Source organism: Pseudoalteromonas sp. S408, from assembly GCF_005886645.1.
GTDB lineage: Bacteria > Pseudomonadota > Gammaproteobacteria > Enterobacterales > Alteromonadaceae > Pseudoalteromonas.
Map to the genome: position 1 here is coordinate 28,629 of NZ_PNDY01000003.1, position 17,021 is coordinate 45,649.

Below are 17,021 nucleotides of genomic sequence, written 5' to 3' on the forward strand. Positions count from 1 at the left end.
CTAACAATTCCGCGTTATTATGCTCGACCGTTCAAAGAGCAGCCTCGGGCTGAGTAAATTAATAAGAGACACACACTATGATCAGTGCATTTGATATGTTTAGCATTGGTATTGGCCCTTCGTCATCACACACCGTCGGCCCAATGCGCGCATCACGCTTATTTGTTAATGAGCTCCATGAAAAACAGCTATTAAAAAGTGTTACCGATATAAAAGTAGAGCTATATGGATCATTAGGGCAAACAGGTATAGGCCATGGTTCTGGCAAAGCGGTTGTACTTGGCTTAGCAGGCTATGACCCAGAAACAATCGATGCCGATTTAGTCGATGATATTTTATTAACTATCGAACAAGAACAAGTTATTTATTTAAACCAAACACACAAAGCCAACTTTCCTAAGCAAGGTGCTATTGTGTTTCATCGTCGTAAAACGCTCCCAAAGCATTCTAATGCAATGGAGATTATTGCTTCAAATAATGGTGAAAAGCTTTACAGCAAAGTCTACTACTCTATCGGTGGCGGGTTTATTGTTACCGACGAAGAATTTGAAAACGAAAAACAAGCAGCGCTCGATATTAGAGAAGAAAACCCAGCACCCTACCCTTTTAGTAGCGCAAAAGAACTACTTGAAATGTGTAAAGATTCTGGCCTAAGTGTGTCAAGCTTAATGATGAAAAACGAACGCACACTTCGAACCGAAGGCGCTATAAAAGATGAGTTATTTCATATTTGGCAAGTAATGAAAGCATGTATTGAGCGCGGAATGCGTACTGAAGGAATTTTACCTGGCGGTTTAAAAGTAAAACGACGTGCCCCCAGCCTATACTTAAAACTGAATATCGAAGTGAGCAACGATCCACTCAGAGCAATGGATTGGGTCGACTTATTTGCACTTGCCGTTAATGAAGAAAATGCCGCCGGTGGACGAGTGGTAACAGCCCCCACTAATGGTGCTGCTGGCATCCTACCCGCTGTGCTTATGTATTATCACACATTTGTAAAAGAAGTAGATCGTGACATTGCCACGCGTTACTTACTAACAGCCGCTGCAATTGGTATTTTATATAAAAAGAATGCGTCTATTTCTGGCGCCGAAGTGGGTTGCCAAGGTGAAGTGGGGGTTGCTTGTTCAATGGCCGCCGGAGCATTGACTGAAATTGTGGGCGGTAATGTTGTACAAGTTGAAAACGCAGCAGAAATAGGCATGGAGCATAATCTGGGTTTGACATGTGACCCCGTCGGCGGCTTAGTGCAAGTTCCTTGTATTGAACGCAATGCGATGGGAGCGATAAAAGCTATCAATGCGTCTCGATTGGCCATTCGTGGTAGTGGCGAGCAAAAGGTATCACTTGATAAAGTAATAAAAACCATGCTTGAAACAGGTAATGATATGAAAACAAAATACAAAGAAACTGCACGAGGGGGTTTAGCCGTTAACATTATTGAGTGTTAGGCCACCCCTAAACAAAAAAACCGGCTATTTAAAAATAGCCGTTTTTTTTGTTTTCAGACTCAGCGCTACTTTACAGGTAGCTCTATATCTTCAAATAACTTATCTACATCATCTTGATTGCGCAATAAACTTGCACGCTCAACGCGTTCTTTAGTTAAGTGCGGTGCAAAGCGTTCGATAAAGTCATACATATAAGTACGTAAAAAGCTGCCCTTTCTAAAACCAATTTTAGTGGTGCTTGCTTCAAATAAATGACTTGCATCAATACACACTAAATCAGTATCAGTAATTTCATCAATTGCCATTGAAGCCACTACCCCAACGCCGAGCCCCAAACGTACATAGGTTTTAATTACATCCGCATCAGTCGCGGTGAATACAATATGCGGTTCTAACCCATGGGCGCTAAATGCTTTGTCTAATTCAGAACGCCCCGTAAAACCAAATACATACGTAATTAGCGGGTATTCGGCAATATCTGCTACCGTTAAACTATTAGCTTTTTTAGCTAAAGGATGATCTTTAGCAACAACAATACTTCGGTTCCAATGATAACAAGGCAGCATAACTAAATCTGAATATAAATGAAGCGCTTCAGTTGCAATGGCAAAATCGGCATCGCCCCTTGCCGCAGCATCAGATATTTGTTGCGGTGTGCCTTGATGCATATGAAGTGATACTGCAGGGTATTTTTTCATAAACCCTTGAATAACACTTGGTAAAGCATAACGTGCCTGTGTATGCGTTGTTGCTATATTGAGTTTACCTTGATCTGGTAATGTGTGTTCGTTTGCGACGGCTTTTATACCCTCTACCTTTGAAAGTATCTCACGCGAGATATTTATAATATCTTCACCAGCACTGGTTACATGCGTTAAATGCTTGCCACTTCGCCCAAAAATTTGAACACCTAACTCATCTTCTAACATACGCACTTGTTTAGAAATACCAGGCTGTGAGGTAAATAAACTCTCAGCGGTGGCTGAAACATTTAATTTGTGATTTTGTACTTCTACGATGTATCTGAGTTGTTGTAATTTCATGGCTGCATTTTTAACGTTGTAATTTATTATAAATAAAGGCAAATTCTATAAAGCTAAATCAGTTTTACTGGAAGCGTTGATTAAGCATATAGCGTGCATTTATCGAAGTGGTGCTCAAGGCTAGCATAATAAATATACTTGAGGTAGCCATGATTAGACGAATTAATCTCATAGTCCGCATATTTAACAACAGTTAATTTACCTAATTTAAAGTTAATTCGCGCAAAACTACCCCGATAGCTTATATTTAATGTAAGATTAAAAAATTAGGTTATGAATCCGAGAATTACACCATGATCGTGTCTATTATAATTGTCCTTATAGTTGCTTTGGTTGTGATTGCACTTTGGGTAAGTGCTGTTCAGCAACACAAAGAAAAACAAGAAAATGAGCGCCGAAAAGAACTCACTAAACAAAAGGCGATCATAGAAGAAACTGAAGAAGCATTGATGAATCAGGCTAATATTCCGTTATCTGAAAACGTTATTAGAGTATTACAAAGCCGAATTGCTGAAGCACTAAAAACAATGGTTACTCATTCTCCAACTTCAAAAGCATTAAAAAGCCGTTTAGAGGAAATGAAACAGCACCTTTCTAATCCTGTTCAAGGAACTAACAGCGACTCAATGGCGTTACCAAGCAACGATAAACAACTGGTTGCGTTAATTCAGGGCATAAAAAAACTACGTGTAATACTACGCTCTGAACACAGCAAAGGGCGTATTAATAGCCAGGTTTTTACTGGTGAAGACAAACAGCTTGAAAAGCTACAACTCAAAATAAATATTGAAAGCCAAATTAAACGAGGTATTTCGGCACGTTCTGCTAGTATGGTTGGCTCTGCTAGACAATATTTTGAAAAAGCCTATGCAACGCTTAGTGCAGTGCCTTATTCAGACGAATATGTAAATGCCAAACGTCAAGAAGTAGAACGTTACCTTGAGGAAATTAGCGTTGAGCTAAAAGCGTCTAACGCAAGCGCTCTAAAAAAGAAAAACGAGCAAGAACAAGACGATTTAGATGTGCTGTTTGCCCCAAAAAAGAAATGGTAACAGCTGCTTTCCACTGAATAATATAAAAAGCCCATACATTGTATGGGCTTTTTATATTATATTAACTTTTATAACCGAAATTTGAACACTTCAACAGAAATACATAACTAAACATCACTGATAGTTATCTATCAAAATAGAAATTTAATACTTACGATAAAAACGCGAATTTAACGATGAATAACGCAGTTAATATCCACACGCTAATTGTTATGTCGCTGCGTTTACCACAAAGTAGCTTAACCGCCGTGTATGAAATAAAACCAAGTGCAATACCATGGGCAATTGAAAACGTAAGCGGAGTCATCAACAGTACAACGGCGACGGGAATTGCGTCTGTCATATCGTCCCAATCTACAAACTTAAGGTTTTGTAGCATCAGTACAGCAACATACAAAATTGCGCCCGCTGTTGCATAAGCCGGTACCATATTAGCTAACGGCGCAAAAAACATCATAAGTAAAAAGCAGCAGCCAACTACAACTGCAGTTAAGCCTGTACGTCCGCCAACAGATACACCCGCAACTGACTCTATATAAGATGTAGTCGTTGAAGTACCTAACATTGCACCTGCAATAGTGGCTGAGCTATCAGCACTGAGGGCACGCCCTAAACGTGGCATGTTTCCTTTTTCATCTGCAAGACCAGCCTTTTGAGTTACAGCAACAAGCGTGCCCGACGTATCAAACAAATCGACAAACAAAAATGCAAAAATAACGCTAAGCATTGAAAGTTCTAAAGCTGCAGCAAAATCCAATTGCATAAAAGTAGGTAGGATTGAAGGAGGGGCTGCGATAATTCCTTGGTATTCAACTAAACCTAAACCAAGTGAGATAGCAGTGACCAATAATATGCTGATCAAAACCCCACTTTTAAAATCACGATATAACAATGCCGCAATAATAAAAAAACTGAATATAGCCAGTAGCGGTCCCGGAGATGTTATGTCTCCCAACTGCACAAATGTAGCAGGACTTGCCACAATAATCCCAGCATTTTTAAGGGCAATTAAGGCCAAAAACGCACCAATACCTGTCGCAATAGCCCGCTTTAACACTAAAGGAATGGCATTTATTATCCATTCTCTAACCTTAAATAAACTTAACAATAAAAAGATACAGCCCGACATAAATACTGCGCCCAACGCAGCTTGCCACGTGTATCCCATACCTAATACAACGCCGTAAGTAAAAAAGGCGTTTAACCCCATACCAGGCGCTAAGGCTAATGGATAATTGGCCCACAACCCCATAATAAAACAACCGATTGCAGCAGCTATACAAGTAGCAACAAAAGCAGCCCCTTGATCCATTCCTGCTTCTGCTAACATGGCCGGATTCACAAATACAATGTAAACCATAGTGATAAAAGTAGTCATCCCCGCAACGCATTCTCGGCGAACCGTGGACCCATTTTCGTTAATTTTAAATAAAGCTTCGAGCATAATGAACTTACAACAATAAAAAGTAGCAAGATTTTATCATAAAAAGTATATTTTTCAGGACATTTTACCTTGCGATATACTAAACTATTGAAGTAATTAACTATACCGAATGACAGCATATGATAAAAACAACACCAACCGGTCAGGATTTAGAACAGCAATTAGACAACATTTTGTCTTTTGTGACACAACCAAGTGATACTAGTTCGCCTCCTGAAAGTGATAGCTCTCAACAAACTACGCTTAATAAGGCACTCTATTATTTAAAAAATAGCCAGCCTGCCCTCGCTGCAAAATGGATGCGTTTATCGGCAATGTCTGGTGATCATCGTGGGCAATTTTATTTAGGCTTATTTTTTGTAAAAGGCCAAGGCGTTCCACAAAGCGTATTTCATGGAGTTGCATGGCTAAGTTTGTCGAGCACCCAAGGTCATGAGCCTGCTACGGTTGCGCTTGCCGATTTAAGAAAATATATAGAAACAAAACGTTTTAAAGATGCTCAATGTTATGCCGCAAGTCTATATGAACAAATTCATCAGTTACAGTATGCCCATTTAATTCCCTCCGCACCTTAGCCAAAGCCTCCAAAACTGAGCCCCTCAAGATACTGTATACAGTACTGATCTATACTTTATATTTAAAAACCCATGAAAAAACCTTTCACCCTGTACGAAAAACACTCACACACGGGCATTTCGATAAAATAAAAAACAATAAATATCAATAAGATAAATATTATTTCTAATATTTTTTAAAATAAATTCTGAATTTGTATAAAAAAATAGCAAAAAAACACTTGCGCCATAACACTGTATAAACTACTGTATACATGTACTGTATATAAACCCAGTGAGCGAGATATCATGTTACAGCCTATAACCGTAAGAACAGTAAAGAGCTATCAGCAAGACGAACTATCTGATTGTGTAAATGTAATTCAAATTGAAGATGAGATTTCTGCGACATTTGAGCTTTTAAAGGTGTTACACCAATACAACAGCTTAAGTGCATGGACTTTGTTAATCGCACCGGATCATGTTCCTAGCAAGGCTTTACTTGATTCATGCTCAATAGATACAAGTAAATTATTGGTTATTAGGCAAAAACATCTAGTGAATTTAGAGTATGTATTACGCAGCGCACTTTATAACGGTAATTTTGCAGCAGTAATTACGTGGACAGACATGTTGAACAACCAACTGTTAGCTGATTTATCTCTTGATTTAAATAAGACAACAACGAAGTTGTATTGTTTTACTAAAAATTCTAACGTTATTGATGTACCTTCTTTAAAGCAAGCTTGTTAAACTAACGTTTTAAATTTTTTTATTAATTTTATGAACTCATTAGATAACAACGCTTGCCTGTGTGGTAGTCAACAGAATTACAAAAACTGCTGTGAACCACTATTATCAGGTGATAAACAAGCAGACACACCCGAGCAGTTAATGCGCTCTCGATTTACAGCTTACGCACAAAAAAATGCTAAATATATATACCAAACTTATGCGAGTGAGAAACAAGCAGAAAACCCTGTCAAAGAAATTAAAGAGTTTGCAACTAGTTGTCGATTTATAAGCTTATCTGTTATTGATACAAACAATGATGGAGATAGAGGAGTTGTTGAGTTCAAGGCAAACTACTTTTATCAAAATCTTTACTGTGAATTACACGAGCGGTCTCAATTTATTAAAGAGCAAGACCAGTGGCGATACCTCGATGGTATTATATTTCCAGTAGCTGATATCAAAGTGGGCAGAAATGATGATTGCCCATGTGGTAGTAACAAAAAATATAAAAAATGCCATAGCGCATAAAAATCATCTTTTAATTAAAGTGCACTGGGCACCTCACTTAATAGCTATTCAATCACAACCATTTAATGTAAAGCCTTAGCAATATTTATAAATATAACTCCCTTTATAACTCGTAAGGTTTAATACTAATTCCATTCATTGAGTGGCTTATACTGGTGTTAAAAGTAGTATTACTAACAATAAAAAAGTTAACGTCTTAAAACGATATGTAATGTTTTGCATTGGTTTAAAAGCATAAAGGTTGAATGTAATCTATAGGCATAAAAAATGGGCCAATGGGCCCATTTAAATAGTTTGATATGCACAAAACTAATTATTACTCGTCGTTATCAAGGTCTAACTGTTGGCGCTGTGCAGGTCTCGCTAATATTTCTAAGTAGAAAGACGTTAATTCTTGCTTTTCAATATCGCTAATGCAGTTGCTGATTTCAGCCACATGAACCACTTGAGCATCTTCGGCCGTTTTACCGAACTTACAGTCAAACGCCCAATAATCTGCATCTTCTGGTAGAGTTTTGTTGCGCTCTCTTTTCAAATATTTTTTCACTTCATGCTTCGCAGCATCAACCATACGAGGGTATTTGATTTTCTCGTGATTTAGCGTGAATGTTTTCTTCATTACGTTCCTAATTACCTTGGTTTAATGATAACGGCATTCATGTCATACCATTTATAGCCATTATAGCAATTGCATTTAATTTTTGGATGCTTTTTTTACATTAAATCAAATTTTAGTCAATTGGGCTTTGGTGTCACCATAAAATCTTATCAATGATGGCGATAATGGTTGGAAATTATTTATGGCAACGTAAATTATGCCATCGTCAAATGTAATGGTTCTCGCTGATTTACGTCTGTTAATACATTATAAAAGCCTGCTACATCCATCTTCGGATTATCTATTTCAATTTCGTTTTTTTGTATTCGCCTGCGCACAGCAAGTTCACAATTATCTATAATGGTCAGGGGTATGTGATTTACGTCATCTCTAATCGAAAAAGGCTCGGGGTTTAAACACTGGTTTAGTTTTATATCGGCCATACCTTTATTTTCACCTACCAAGCTCAAGCGATGTGCATTAAGTTGGCCTATTAGCATATTAAATTCACTGGGCGCTAATGGTTGCTTTGGTCCTGCCCCTAATTGATCTCTTAACTGCGCTTCATCTGCGGTTGTATCTTCAGTTTCAGTTTTGGGTAAATGAAATTGACTAAAATCTAAAGCATCTTGTGAAAGCATTGCCAGCAGCAATGAAAATTCACCACGGCGGTCTGCATGTACACTTTGGTTTAACCGAGTACTTAATTGCCGCTCTGTGATTAACAAATCATCGATTTGCATAGACTTTAGCCGATTAGAATGAGTAATGAATATTTATCGGCTTTATTTAAATTTTCTTTAGCTTTTTTCTTTACTTAAAGGCACATTTTGCTATTATCAGCGCCGTTGCATTGGAGGGGTTCCCGAGCGGCCAAAGGGATCAGACTGTAAATCTGACGGCTCAGCCTTCGCTGGTTCGAATCCAGCTCCCTCCACCACTTTTCTTACCGCTAGGTTAAGTGGGGCCAAATGTAACAAAAATAGTGTGGAGGGGTTCCCGAGCGGCCAAAGGGATCAGACTGTAAATCTGACGGCTCAGCCTTCGCTGGTTCGAATCCAGCTCCCTCCACCACTTCTATTCCTATATTACTATATTCCTATATTCCTATATTCCTATATTCCTATATTCCTATATTCAAAATAGCTTAAAACACCCACTGTAAACTCATGCCGTTTGTTTTTAACCAATTGGATGCAGCTTTATAGTCTGGATAAAAAACCTCTACTCTGTCCCAAAATTGCTTACTGTGATTTAAATACCTTAAATGAGCAAGCTCATGCACTATTACATAATCAATAATTCTATGAGGTGCTCCTATTAAATGTAAATTAAACGACAATTCTCGCTTACTGTTACAACTGCCCCAACGACGCTTGTAAACAGCTAACGTTAATTTTTTCGGCAACGCCTCATCCATTTTTTCACAATAAAAAGCAATACGCATTTCCACATAAGCCGCTAACTTTTCTTCTAAATAGCGTTTAATTAAACTCTCATATTTATTTTTATAATTTTTTACACGACTAGAGTGTGTAACATATAGCGTGTTATTATGCTCTTTCACGTCAGATGATGAGCCTTCACGAAAAATTAATTCAACCGACTCAGAAAAAATCTTTATTTTATTTTTCTCAATTGGGTACTGTTTAGTGTCTATTACATTAAGCTGCTTTTTTAATTGTGTTTCTATCCAATGTTGCTTTTCGAGTAACCAACTATCGATTTGTTTTATCGGCACATAATGAGGTGCGAATACGGTTACTGTTTGATTATATATTTTTATAGCCACTGTCTTTCTGCGCTTACTTTTTTTAAGTTGATAATCAAACACTACTTTCTCTCATTAATTTAATTCTTTGGCCCGTTTTAACGCTATTTAATGGATAAACGCTATTGGTTTTTACCCTGCTTACTTTTCATTTTAATTAATAACTTATAATAACTTTACTTAAAATAAACATAAAAAATAATAACTTGAAAACTATACGTTAAAAAATTGAAACGAAATCACTTTTTATACCGCACTCGTCAATTAAGTATATATTTATATGATAATTATATTAAACTACTTACTTAAAGACTAATTTTTGAGCCAATATGCTATCTGCGTTTTTTGTAACAGACCATGACCCTAGCCTGATTATTAACGGGGTATATAACCCACTTTTAGTATCTATATCTATTTTAATAGCGATATTCGCCTCTTTTTTTACAACTAGGCTCATTGATTTAGCAAAAGAAACAAAATTTTATAATTATAGGCGTTTAGCAAAATTCACTGCCGCAGCAATATTTTCAGCAGGCATTTGGAGTATGCACTTTATCGGTATGCTGGCCTTCTCTCTATGCACAAATATCAAATACGACCCAACAATCACTATTTTATCTTTTCTCCCTGCTTTTTTTGCTTGCCAATTTGCTGTATCTATTTTAATTAACAATAAGACGACCTTCAAAATACTTGGTTTATGTTCTGTATTATTAGGCGCTGGCATAGGTACAATGCATTACAGCGGCATGGCCGCTATGGAGTTGGCGCCTTTGTTACGCTACGACCCACTTACCTTTGTTTTATCGCTCTTTGTTGCCGTCGCTTTATCATTTATCGCCCTGTATAGCCGGTTTAACCTTACTAAGGTTTTCCCGAAATTAACAGCGCTACAAAGCCGTACCATAAGCGCTATTATTTTGGGCTTCGCTGTTGCAGGAATGCACTATATGGGCATGGCTGCAACACGCTTTGTTGCAACATCGCCTTTACTATTTACCGATGTTAATGCGTCTGCAGGCCTTACATTTGTTGCAATAGCCGTCGCAACCGCAACGATAGCAATTACGAGTGTGGTTGCCGTTATCAATGGCATGGTTCGTTATAAAATGTTGTTAGAGGAAAAATCTGCCGATGAGTCTCGGTTAAATGCCATTCTAGAAACCGCAATTGACGCAATTGTTACCATTGACCATGCAGGTATTATTTTAAGTTTTAATACCTCAGCCACCCATATTTTTGGCTGGCAAGAGCATGAAGTTAAAAACAAAAACATAAAAATGTTAATGGATGATAAAATTGCAAAGCATCACGATCAATACCTTGCCAATGCTGAAAATACATTCTCTGAGAAGGTCCTTGGGGTAAACCGTGAAATTTTTGCAAAGCATAAAGAAGGTTATCTTTTCCCTATTCGAATCGGTATTGGCGAAGTTAACCAGCCCGGACAAACTCCCCTATACGTAGGTTACATTACTGACTTGACCGAACAGCGCGAATTACAACGCAGCCTTATTGAAAAAGAGCAAAAGTACCGCTCTTTAATAAATAATATGCCGGGTGCTGTATTCAGATGTAGGCTAGATGAAAATTGGAGTATGTTATTTATAAGCCCAAGTATTTTAGAGCTAACAGGTTACCAATCAGATGAATTTACTGAGCATTGCTTAGAGTTTATTGATCTTATTCTAAAAACAGATCAGCAAGCCGTTATGGATGCAGTATTAAAAGCAGTCCAAGATAAACGTCAATACTCTATCGAGTATAGAATTCGTCACAGAAATGGCAAAGTGTTATGGTTATTAGACCAAGGTAGCTTTTATTATAATAACCAAGATCAAGCTCAGTGGATAGACGGCGTACTTATTGATATCACCGAGCGTAAAGAATACGAAGACAAACTCGAAAAAGCTAAACTGCAAGCTGAGGAAGCCGCACAAGCTAAGCAATCATTTATGGCTAATATGAGCCACGAAATACGCACTCCTATGAACTCAATTATCGGTTTTAGCGACTTACTTATGGATACACCGCTAAATGATGAGCAGCAAAAGCACCTTGTTACTGTTAATAATGCAGCCCGTTCACTACTTCGCTTACTTAACGAAGTACTCGATTCAGCAAAATTAGAGCGTGGCAAGCTAAGAATAGAAGCGGTACATTTTAGCCTTAAACCCGTTATAGACAGTATTATTTCAACCTTTTGGTTAGAGGCAAAAAAGAAAGACCTTATACTCAATCTAACTATTAAAGAGTCAGTGCAAAACACTTACTACGGCGATCCTGACAGGTTAAGACAAATATTAACCAACCTGATTGGCAACGCGATTAAATTTACAGAGCGCGGCTCTATAAGCATAACAGTGAGTACGACGCAAAACGGGCACTTATTTTTTGAAGTACAAGACACAGGTATTGGTATTGCACCGGACAGAGTAAGCGCTATTTTTCAGCCTTTTGTTCAAGCCGACGGAACTACAACACGTCGCTTTGGTGGAACGGGGCTTGGTACAACCATAAGTAAACAATTAGTTGAACTTATGGGGGGGACTATAAATTTAGTCAGTGAATTAAATAAAGGCACCTGCTTTTATTTTTCGCTTCCTCTAAAGGTGGGTGATGAAAATAAAATTGATCATTTTGATCGCCTTCACACACAATTGCCTGCGCTAAGAGTATTAGTCGTTGACGATATAGAACAAAACACAGAGCTTCTCTCGTTATTACTCTCAAGAGATCACCATGCGGTTACGAAAGCGAGTAACGGTTTTGAGGCCATTGCTACTTTCCAACAACACGATTTTGATGTGGTTTTGATGGATATCCATATGCCGGAGTGTGATGGGATTGAAGCATCTATGAGAATAAGAGAACTAGAAAAGCAAAAAAAATTGAAAAACACCCCAATCATTGCATTAACAGCCAGTGTTTTGCAGCAAGACAAACTTTCGGCCAAAAAAGCGGGGATGAATGGGTTTGCAAATAAGCCGATTGATATTAATCAGCTAAACCAAGAAATCGCACAAGTGCTGGGTTTAGGCGTTTCTAAAGAGATAGAAATTGCGCAAACTGACCCTAATGCTAAACATATCGACTTTAAAAAAGGGTTAGCCTTGTGGGGCTCTAAATCTAAACAACTAACTGAAATTACTAAATTTACAAACGATAGTGATAATCGATTTGAACTTTTGTTAAATGAGCCTCAGCTAAACTCTCAAAGTAGCTATAGTTTAATACATACACTAAAAGGCATTTCTGGCAATTTGGGCCTAATTGCGTTGATGAAGCTTTTATCCAACTTAGAGCAAGCTATTAAACAAGGTGATAGCGTTGATGATATTTTAAAAGCAATAAAAGCTGAGTTGGTTATTATTTCTAAGTTGTTAACATTCAAAAAAACTGAACCACTCAGTAATCCTGAAAATAATCAAACAGTTATTTCCAACACTGAACTAAAATTATTGTGTGAAACACTCATCGAATCCGCAATAAATGCTGAATTTAATGACACTGCACTTAGTGGCCTTCAAAGTTGTTCAAATGGTTCATTGGTAAGTAATATTAAAGCAATAACCGATGCCTTTGATGAGTTTGATTTTGATAATGCGCAGGTTAAGTTAAACGAATTACTAAAAAAGCTAAACGATATATGAGTATATAAATGATTTTTTCTGCACAAAGTCCCAAAGTATTAATTGTTGATGATGAGCCGGCAAACCTAAAAGTGATGCGTGAAATATTAGGCGAACAGTACCGACTGTCGTTTGCAAAATCTGGAACAGCGGCCTTAACTTTACTTGAAAAAGAATTACCTAAGCTTATTTTACTCGACATAATGATGCCAGACATGAATGGGTTTGAAGTATGTGAGCACATTAAAAGTAATCCAAAAACAGCGCATATTCCCGTTATTTTTGTCACTGCGCTCGGTGACGAAAGTGACGAGTATAAAGGGTTTGAATTAGGGGCTGTTGACTACATAACCAAGCCAATAAGCCCTGCCATTGTAAGAGCGCGTGTTAAAACACATCTTTCATTAGTACAAGCTGAGCAATTAAAGCAGGCACATGTAGATTTAGTTCAACGTTTAGGGCGTGCAGCTGAGTATAAAGATACCGATACGGGTGAACACATAGTTCGTATGAGTCAGTATAGTAAAGTTCTTGCCTTAGGAATTGGCATGTCAGAAAATCAAGCAGAGCTCTTGCATCAAGCAGCGCCTATGCATGATGTTGGAAAAATAGGTATTCCTGATGCAATTTTATTAAAACCCGGAAAATTATCTGTCACAGAGTTTGAACACATGAAAGAGCATGCCTTAATTGGCGCAAAGATTTTAGCTAACTCATCTTCCCCGCTATTACAACTTGCTCACAAGTTAGCAATTGAGCATCACGAAAAGTGGGATGGATCTGGTTACCCATATGGTTTAAAAGGTGATGAAATATCCATCGAAGGCAGAATTATTGCTGTTGCAGATGTATTTGACGCACTGACTTCGAAGCGCCCTTACAAAGACGCGTGGAGTGTAGAAAAGACAATTTCACATATGAAAGAGCAAGCAGAAAGCCACTTCGACCCAGCTATTATTGACTTATTAGTTGAAAAACTGGACGAAATACTCACTATTAAACAAAGGAATCAAGAAAGTTAAACCTTTTTAGCGCTGTGCGAACCTTGTTCAACATCTGGATAAAACGCCTTTATATATTCATAATCATGAGATGTTATTTCATGGCTATTACCGCTTTCATCTTTAAAATACATTGAAAACGTAACACCGTGGTCGGCCAATACTGCTTTTACATCCATTGCTTTAAAGTGCGCAAGCCACGCAATAAATTGCTCCCCAGTTGCAGCAAACGCGATACCCTTGCTACGAACTTGACCTTCAAACAATGCTAACCGTGTTGTCGCATTTTTATCTTGTAACGTTAATGGACCTTTTCCGGTTTCATCCCAAAAGGCAAGTTCTTCTATAACCTTAAAGCCAAGAACTCGCTCAAACCACACTACTGCGCTGGGCAAGTTATCTACATTAATATGGCAATGGTCAATTCCTGACAAAAAAGGGATTGTTTTGTTACTCATACTATTCACCTACCTCAGACCTTAACTGCTCTAAAAATGCGTGCATATAGTGGGTGCGTTTATTCGCCTCCTCTTTCGCTGAGGGGGTATTCATACTCTTGGCAATATTTAAAAGTTTTATAAAAAAATGATCTAGAGTAAATTTATTATCGTCTGGCTTTCTAGTTGTACAAAATGGATCATCAGGGCTATAAAGTAGGCGATTAATAGAGCCCCCTACTTTCATGCAACGGCTAATACCAATAGCGCCTAAGGCATCCATTCTGTCTGCGTCTTGTACTATTTGTGCCTCAACCGTTTTAATTTTAATATTGGCGCTAAAACTATGTGCAGCTATTGCATGATGAATATCTTCAAACAAGCTTTCGTCATAACCTAAGCCTTGTAAAAACCCAATTGCTTTATCTGCTGCCATAGTCGATGCTTTGGCCCTGTCAGGGTGGTTTTTAGCAACAGCTACACAGTCATGCAACCATGCTGCGGGTAGCACAACAGCCATATTCGCTTTTTCAGCGTTGCAAAGCTGTATCGCCACTCTAACCACACGCTCTATATGGGTAATATCATGGGCTGCATCGGCATGTATAAGCGATTTAATAAAGTCACGGCATTGCTCAGAAAGTAATTGTAATGACGGAGTTAACGTAGTTTCAACCAAGGTATTTTCCAAAAATTTATTAACACATTGAATTAACCTTACTTTACCGTGCTTTGCAGTTTACTTGCAAAACATTCATTGTATGTTGACCTTGCCTTGACTAAAATACAGCGCTTATTTACTACAACAGAGAAGTCTTATGTCATCTGCCGTTTACCTACAAGCTGGTCGCGATAAATCATTAAAAAGAAAACATCCGTGGTTATTTTCAAAAGCCATTAAAAAGATCAAAGGTAAACCTGGGCTTGGCGACACAGTTACAATCCATGATAGTGAAGGTAAATATTTAGCAACAGCAGCATACAGCCCGCACTCTCAAATTCGAGCTCGTGTGTGGAGCTTTGACGAAAAAGAAATTATTGATCAACACTTTTTTGAGCGACGCTTACGCCGTGCATTAGAAGCTCGTAGTCAAGTAATTGAAGAAGGTGGATTAACCGGTTACCGATTATGTGCCGCTGAGTCTGATTACTTACCGGGTGTGACAATCGATAAATTTGATAATGTGCTCGTATGCCAACTTTTAAGTGCAGGAGCTGAGCGTCATAAAGGTGAAATTGTAGGCGCACTGATGGCTATATTTCCTGGCAGCAGTATTTATGAACGTTCAGACGTAGACGTACGGACAAAAGAAGGTCTGGAGCCAATTAAAGGTATACTTTGGGGCTCTGAACCAACACAACCTGTACTTATTGAAGAAAATGGTTTAAAGCTCGAGGTAGATATTTTAGAAGGCCATAAAACCGGGTTTTATCTAGATCAACGCGATAGCCGAGCAGCACTTGAACGTTTTTCAAAAGATAAAACCGTGCTTAACTGCTTTAGCTACACAGGTACGTTTTCACTTTATGCGCTTCGCGGTGGCTGTAAGCATGTTACTAATGTTGACGTATCACAACCGGCACTCGATACCGCAAAACGTAATGTTGAGCATAATAATTTAGATCTAAATAAAGTCGATTTTGTTAAACAAGATGTATTTAAACTTTTACGCCAATACAGAGACGAAGGTAAACAATTCGATACTATCGTTATGGACCCACCTAAATTTGCCGACAACAAGGCACAGCTAACAGGTGCATGCAGGGGCTATAAAGATATCAATATGATCGCTATGCAAATATTAAAGCCGGGCGGCACACTATTAACGTTCTCTTGCTCTGGTTTAATGGAACAAAATTTATTTCAAAAAGTAGTTGCAGACGCAGCACTGGATGCTGGAAAAGACTTATTAATAATGGAACGTTTAAACCAAGCAGCTGACCACCCCATTGCGGGCAGCTACCCTGAAGGCTTTTACTTAAAAGGGCTTATTTGTAAAGTTTATTAATTAACATTTAATTGGTTAATTAAACTCTATTATCTCAAGCCCTGCTGTAATTGTGCCATCATCTTCTTTGCTGGCACGTATTACCTTAGCGGTCGCTTTTAACGGAGCAATACTTGGATGAGTTGATGCGATATCAACAGACAAAACTGTATTTGGTTCTAGCAAATCATCTAAATGAAGCGATAAACCCGTTGCACTTAAGTCTACGCATTCAGCGGTATATGTTAAGCCTGCGACTGGCTCAATAGTTGTAAGCATTGCAGTAGCGTTTACCTGCATGCGTCTATAGTTTCGTTTATCTTCTGTGAACATAATTCCCTCTAAACTATTGTGTTTATTTGCTCTAACAGTGCGCTTATAGCGAATGGTTTCACTACATAAGCATCACATCCAGCGTCAAACCCCATTTTTTTCTCAAGCTCAGACTCAAGGCCTGATACCATAACCACAGGAATGTTTTTAGTTTCTGGCGTATGTTTTAGCATTCTGCATGTATCATAACCATCAAGGCCTGGCATACATACATCAAGTAAAATAATGTCAGGAGGATTGGCAATTGCAGACGCAAGACAATTCTGACCTGAGTCAGCATAACTAACGTCAAATTTAGACTCTAGTGCAGATTCAAGCATTTCATAATTAAAATACTCGTCATCGACTACTAGCAGCCGTTTTGTTTTTGGTTCAATCACCGAGGACATGCTTATGTCGTTTCCTTCTCAAAACAAAAATAAATCCTACCTTTAAGGTACTAACCTTCTTA

General features: G+C 38.1%; 17 protein-coding genes and 2 tRNA genes. 10 read left to right on the forward strand and 9 right to left on the reverse strand.

What is annotated here, in order from left to right; all coding sequences use genetic code 11:
• The first annotated feature begins 77 nt into the window (after positions 1 to 77).
• Positions 78 to 1,454 carry an L-serine ammonia-lyase gene (locus CWB62_RS03645; protein WP_058404278.1) on the forward strand — a complete coding sequence of 459 codons (1,377 nt, stop codon included), beginning with the start codon at positions 78 to 80 and terminating at the stop codon, positions 1,452 to 1,454.
• Positions 1,455 to 1,519: 65 nt separating this feature from the next.
• Here CWB62_RS03645 and cysB read toward each other — a convergent pair whose 3' ends face one another.
• A complete protein-coding gene (cysB, locus tag CWB62_RS03650) occupies positions 1,520 to 2,497 on the reverse strand; it encodes an HTH-type transcriptional regulator CysB (RefSeq protein WP_006792362.1) in 978 nt (325 codons plus the stop codon).
• A gap of 293 nt (positions 2,498 to 2,790) precedes the next feature.
• Between cysB and CWB62_RS03655 the strand changes: the two genes are divergently transcribed.
• Positions 2,791 to 3,549: a hypothetical protein gene (locus tag CWB62_RS03655; protein WP_058404277.1), complete on the forward strand. Its 759-nt coding sequence runs from the start codon at positions 2,791 to 2,793 to the stop codon at positions 3,547 to 3,549.
• Positions 3,550 to 3,700: 151 nt separating this feature from the next.
• On the opposite strand, the gene CWB62_RS03660 is transcribed toward CWB62_RS03655, so the two are convergent.
• Positions 3,701 to 4,993 (reverse strand): NCS2 family permease, encoded by a 1,293-nt coding sequence (locus CWB62_RS03660; protein ID WP_171034634.1) that lies wholly within the window; start codon positions 4,991 to 4,993, stop codon positions 3,701 to 3,703.
• Between the two features lie 119 nt (positions 4,994 to 5,112).
• Between CWB62_RS03660 and CWB62_RS03665 the strand changes: the two genes are divergently transcribed.
• The 3 genes from CWB62_RS03665 to CWB62_RS03675 all read left to right on the forward strand — a co-directional run bounded on the left by CWB62_RS03665 (position 5,113) and on the right by CWB62_RS03675 (position 6,810).
• Entirely contained in the window at positions 5,113 to 5,568 is a 456-nt protein-coding gene (locus CWB62_RS03665; protein ID WP_058404276.1) for a tetratricopeptide repeat protein, read from the forward strand.
• 288 nt (positions 5,569 to 5,856) lie between these two features.
• Positions 5,857 to 6,300: a SulA-like leucine-rich domain-containing protein gene (locus CWB62_RS03670; protein ID WP_058404275.1), complete on the forward strand. Its 444-nt coding sequence runs from the start codon at positions 5,857 to 5,859 to the stop codon at positions 6,298 to 6,300.
• Between the two features lie 30 nt (positions 6,301 to 6,330).
• Complete coding sequence (locus CWB62_RS03675) at positions 6,331 to 6,810, forward strand: YchJ family protein (protein ID WP_058404274.1); 480 nt, start codon at positions 6,331 to 6,333, stop codon at positions 6,808 to 6,810.
• Positions 6,811 to 7,126: 316 nt separating this feature from the next.
• Here the strand turns inward: CWB62_RS03675 and CWB62_RS03680 are convergent, their stop codons facing one another.
• Together CWB62_RS03680 and CWB62_RS03685 are read right to left on the reverse strand one after the other, a co-directional pair.
• A complete protein-coding gene (locus CWB62_RS03680) occupies positions 7,127 to 7,429 on the reverse strand; it encodes a DUF6172 family protein (RefSeq protein ID WP_058404273.1) in 303 nt (100 codons plus the stop codon).
• 194 nt (positions 7,430 to 7,623) lie between these two features.
• Positions 7,624 to 8,151 (reverse strand): VC2046/SO_2500 family protein, encoded by a 528-nt coding sequence (locus CWB62_RS03685; RefSeq protein ID WP_058404467.1) that lies wholly within the window; start codon positions 8,149 to 8,151, stop codon positions 7,624 to 7,626.
• 112 nt (positions 8,152 to 8,263) lie between these two features.
• Between CWB62_RS03685 and CWB62_RS03690 the strand changes: the two genes are divergently transcribed.
• A tRNA-Tyr gene (locus tag CWB62_RS03690) sits at positions 8,264 to 8,348 on the forward strand.
• A 49-nt stretch (positions 8,349 to 8,397) separates the two neighbouring features.
• Positions 8,398 to 8,482 (forward strand) — tRNA-Tyr (locus tag CWB62_RS03695).
• A gap of 73 nt (positions 8,483 to 8,555) precedes the next feature.
• On the opposite strand, the gene CWB62_RS03700 is transcribed toward CWB62_RS03695, so the two are convergent.
• Complete coding sequence (locus CWB62_RS03700; RefSeq protein ID WP_138530927.1) at positions 8,556 to 9,242, reverse strand: M48 family metallopeptidase; 687 nt, start codon at positions 9,240 to 9,242, stop codon at positions 8,556 to 8,558.
• A 266-nt stretch (positions 9,243 to 9,508) separates the two neighbouring features.
• Between CWB62_RS03700 and CWB62_RS03705 the strand changes: the two genes are divergently transcribed.
• Together CWB62_RS03705 and CWB62_RS03710 are read left to right on the forward strand one after the other, a co-directional pair.
• The gene (locus CWB62_RS03705) at positions 9,509 to 12,832 is read left to right on the forward strand and encodes an MHYT domain-containing protein (RefSeq protein WP_138530925.1); all 3,324 of its coding nucleotides are present in this window, start codon (positions 9,509 to 9,511) and stop codon (positions 12,830 to 12,832) included.
• A gap of 8 nt (positions 12,833 to 12,840) precedes the next feature.
• A complete protein-coding gene (locus CWB62_RS03710; RefSeq protein ID WP_138530923.1) occupies positions 12,841 to 13,833 on the forward strand; it encodes a response regulator in 993 nt (330 codons plus the stop codon).
• Here the strand turns inward: CWB62_RS03710 and CWB62_RS03715 are convergent.
• The gene (locus tag CWB62_RS03715) at positions 13,830 to 14,270 is read right to left on the reverse strand and encodes a VOC family protein (RefSeq protein ID WP_058404678.1); all 441 of its coding nucleotides are present in this window, start codon (positions 14,268 to 14,270) and stop codon (positions 13,830 to 13,832) included. The two genes, CWB62_RS03710 and CWB62_RS03715, sit on opposite strands and share 4 nt — an antisense overlap.
• 1 nt (position 14,271) lies before the next feature.
• Positions 14,272 to 14,928 (reverse strand): HD domain-containing protein, encoded by a 657-nt coding sequence (locus CWB62_RS03720; protein ID WP_138530921.1) that lies wholly within the window; start codon positions 14,926 to 14,928, stop codon positions 14,272 to 14,274.
• Between the two features lie 139 nt (positions 14,929 to 15,067).
• On the opposite strand from CWB62_RS03720, the gene CWB62_RS03725 reads away from it, so the two are divergent.
• Positions 15,068 to 16,258, forward strand: a complete 1,191-nt coding sequence (locus CWB62_RS03725) for a class I SAM-dependent methyltransferase (protein WP_058404676.1) — start codon at positions 15,068 to 15,070, stop codon at positions 16,256 to 16,258.
• Between the two features lie 15 nt (positions 16,259 to 16,273).
• Here CWB62_RS03725 and CWB62_RS03730 read toward each other — a convergent pair whose 3' ends face one another.
• Both CWB62_RS03730 and CWB62_RS03735 read right to left on the reverse strand, forming a co-directional pair.
• Entirely contained in the window at positions 16,274 to 16,570 is a 297-nt protein-coding gene (locus CWB62_RS03730; RefSeq protein ID WP_058404675.1) for a PilZ domain-containing protein, read from the reverse strand.
• 8 nt (positions 16,571 to 16,578) lie between these two features.
• Positions 16,579 to 16,959 (reverse strand): response regulator, encoded by a 381-nt coding sequence (locus tag CWB62_RS03735; protein ID WP_058404674.1) that lies wholly within the window; start codon positions 16,957 to 16,959, stop codon positions 16,579 to 16,581.
• Positions 16,960 to 17,021 lie beyond the last annotated feature (62 nt).

Coding starts and splice junctions, on each gene's coding strand:
- CWB62_RS03645 (WP_058404278.1), top strand. CDS start 78: ATGATCAGTGCATTTGATATGTTTAGCATTGGTATTGGCCCTTCGTCA.
- cysB (WP_006792362.1), bottom strand. CDS start 2,497: ATGAAATTACAACAACTCAGATACATCGTAGAAGTACAAAATCACAAA.
- CWB62_RS03655 (WP_058404277.1), top strand. CDS start 2,791: ATGATCGTGTCTATTATAATTGTCCTTATAGTTGCTTTGGTTGTGATT.
- CWB62_RS03660 (WP_171034634.1), bottom strand. CDS start 4,993: ATGCTCGAAGCTTTATTTAAAATTAACGAAAATGGGTCCACGGTTCGC.
- CWB62_RS03665 (WP_058404276.1), top strand. CDS start 5,113: ATGATAAAAACAACACCAACCGGTCAGGATTTAGAACAGCAATTAGAC.
- CWB62_RS03670 (WP_058404275.1), top strand. CDS start 5,857: ATGTTACAGCCTATAACCGTAAGAACAGTAAAGAGCTATCAGCAAGAC.
- CWB62_RS03675 (WP_058404274.1), top strand. CDS start 6,331: ATGAACTCATTAGATAACAACGCTTGCCTGTGTGGTAGTCAACAGAAT.
- CWB62_RS03680 (WP_058404273.1), bottom strand. CDS start 7,429: ATGAAGAAAACATTCACGCTAAATCACGAGAAAATCAAATACCCTCGT.
- CWB62_RS03685 (WP_058404467.1), bottom strand. CDS start 8,151: ATGCAAATCGATGATTTGTTAATCACAGAGCGGCAATTAAGTACTCGG.
- CWB62_RS03705 (WP_138530925.1), top strand. CDS start 9,509: ATGCTATCTGCGTTTTTTGTAACAGACCATGACCCTAGCCTGATTATT.
- CWB62_RS03710 (WP_138530923.1), top strand. CDS start 12,841: ATGATTTTTTCTGCACAAAGTCCCAAAGTATTAATTGTTGATGATGAG.
- CWB62_RS03715 (WP_058404678.1), bottom strand. CDS start 14,270: ATGAGTAACAAAACAATCCCTTTTTTGTCAGGAATTGACCATTGCCAT.
- CWB62_RS03725 (WP_058404676.1), top strand. CDS start 15,068: ATGTCATCTGCCGTTTACCTACAAGCTGGTCGCGATAAATCATTAAAA.
- CWB62_RS03730 (WP_058404675.1), bottom strand. CDS start 16,570: ATGTTCACAGAAGATAAACGAAACTATAGACGCATGCAGGTAAACGCT.
- CWB62_RS03735 (WP_058404674.1), bottom strand. CDS start 16,959: ATGTCCTCGGTGATTGAACCAAAAACAAAACGGCTGCTAGTAGTCGAT.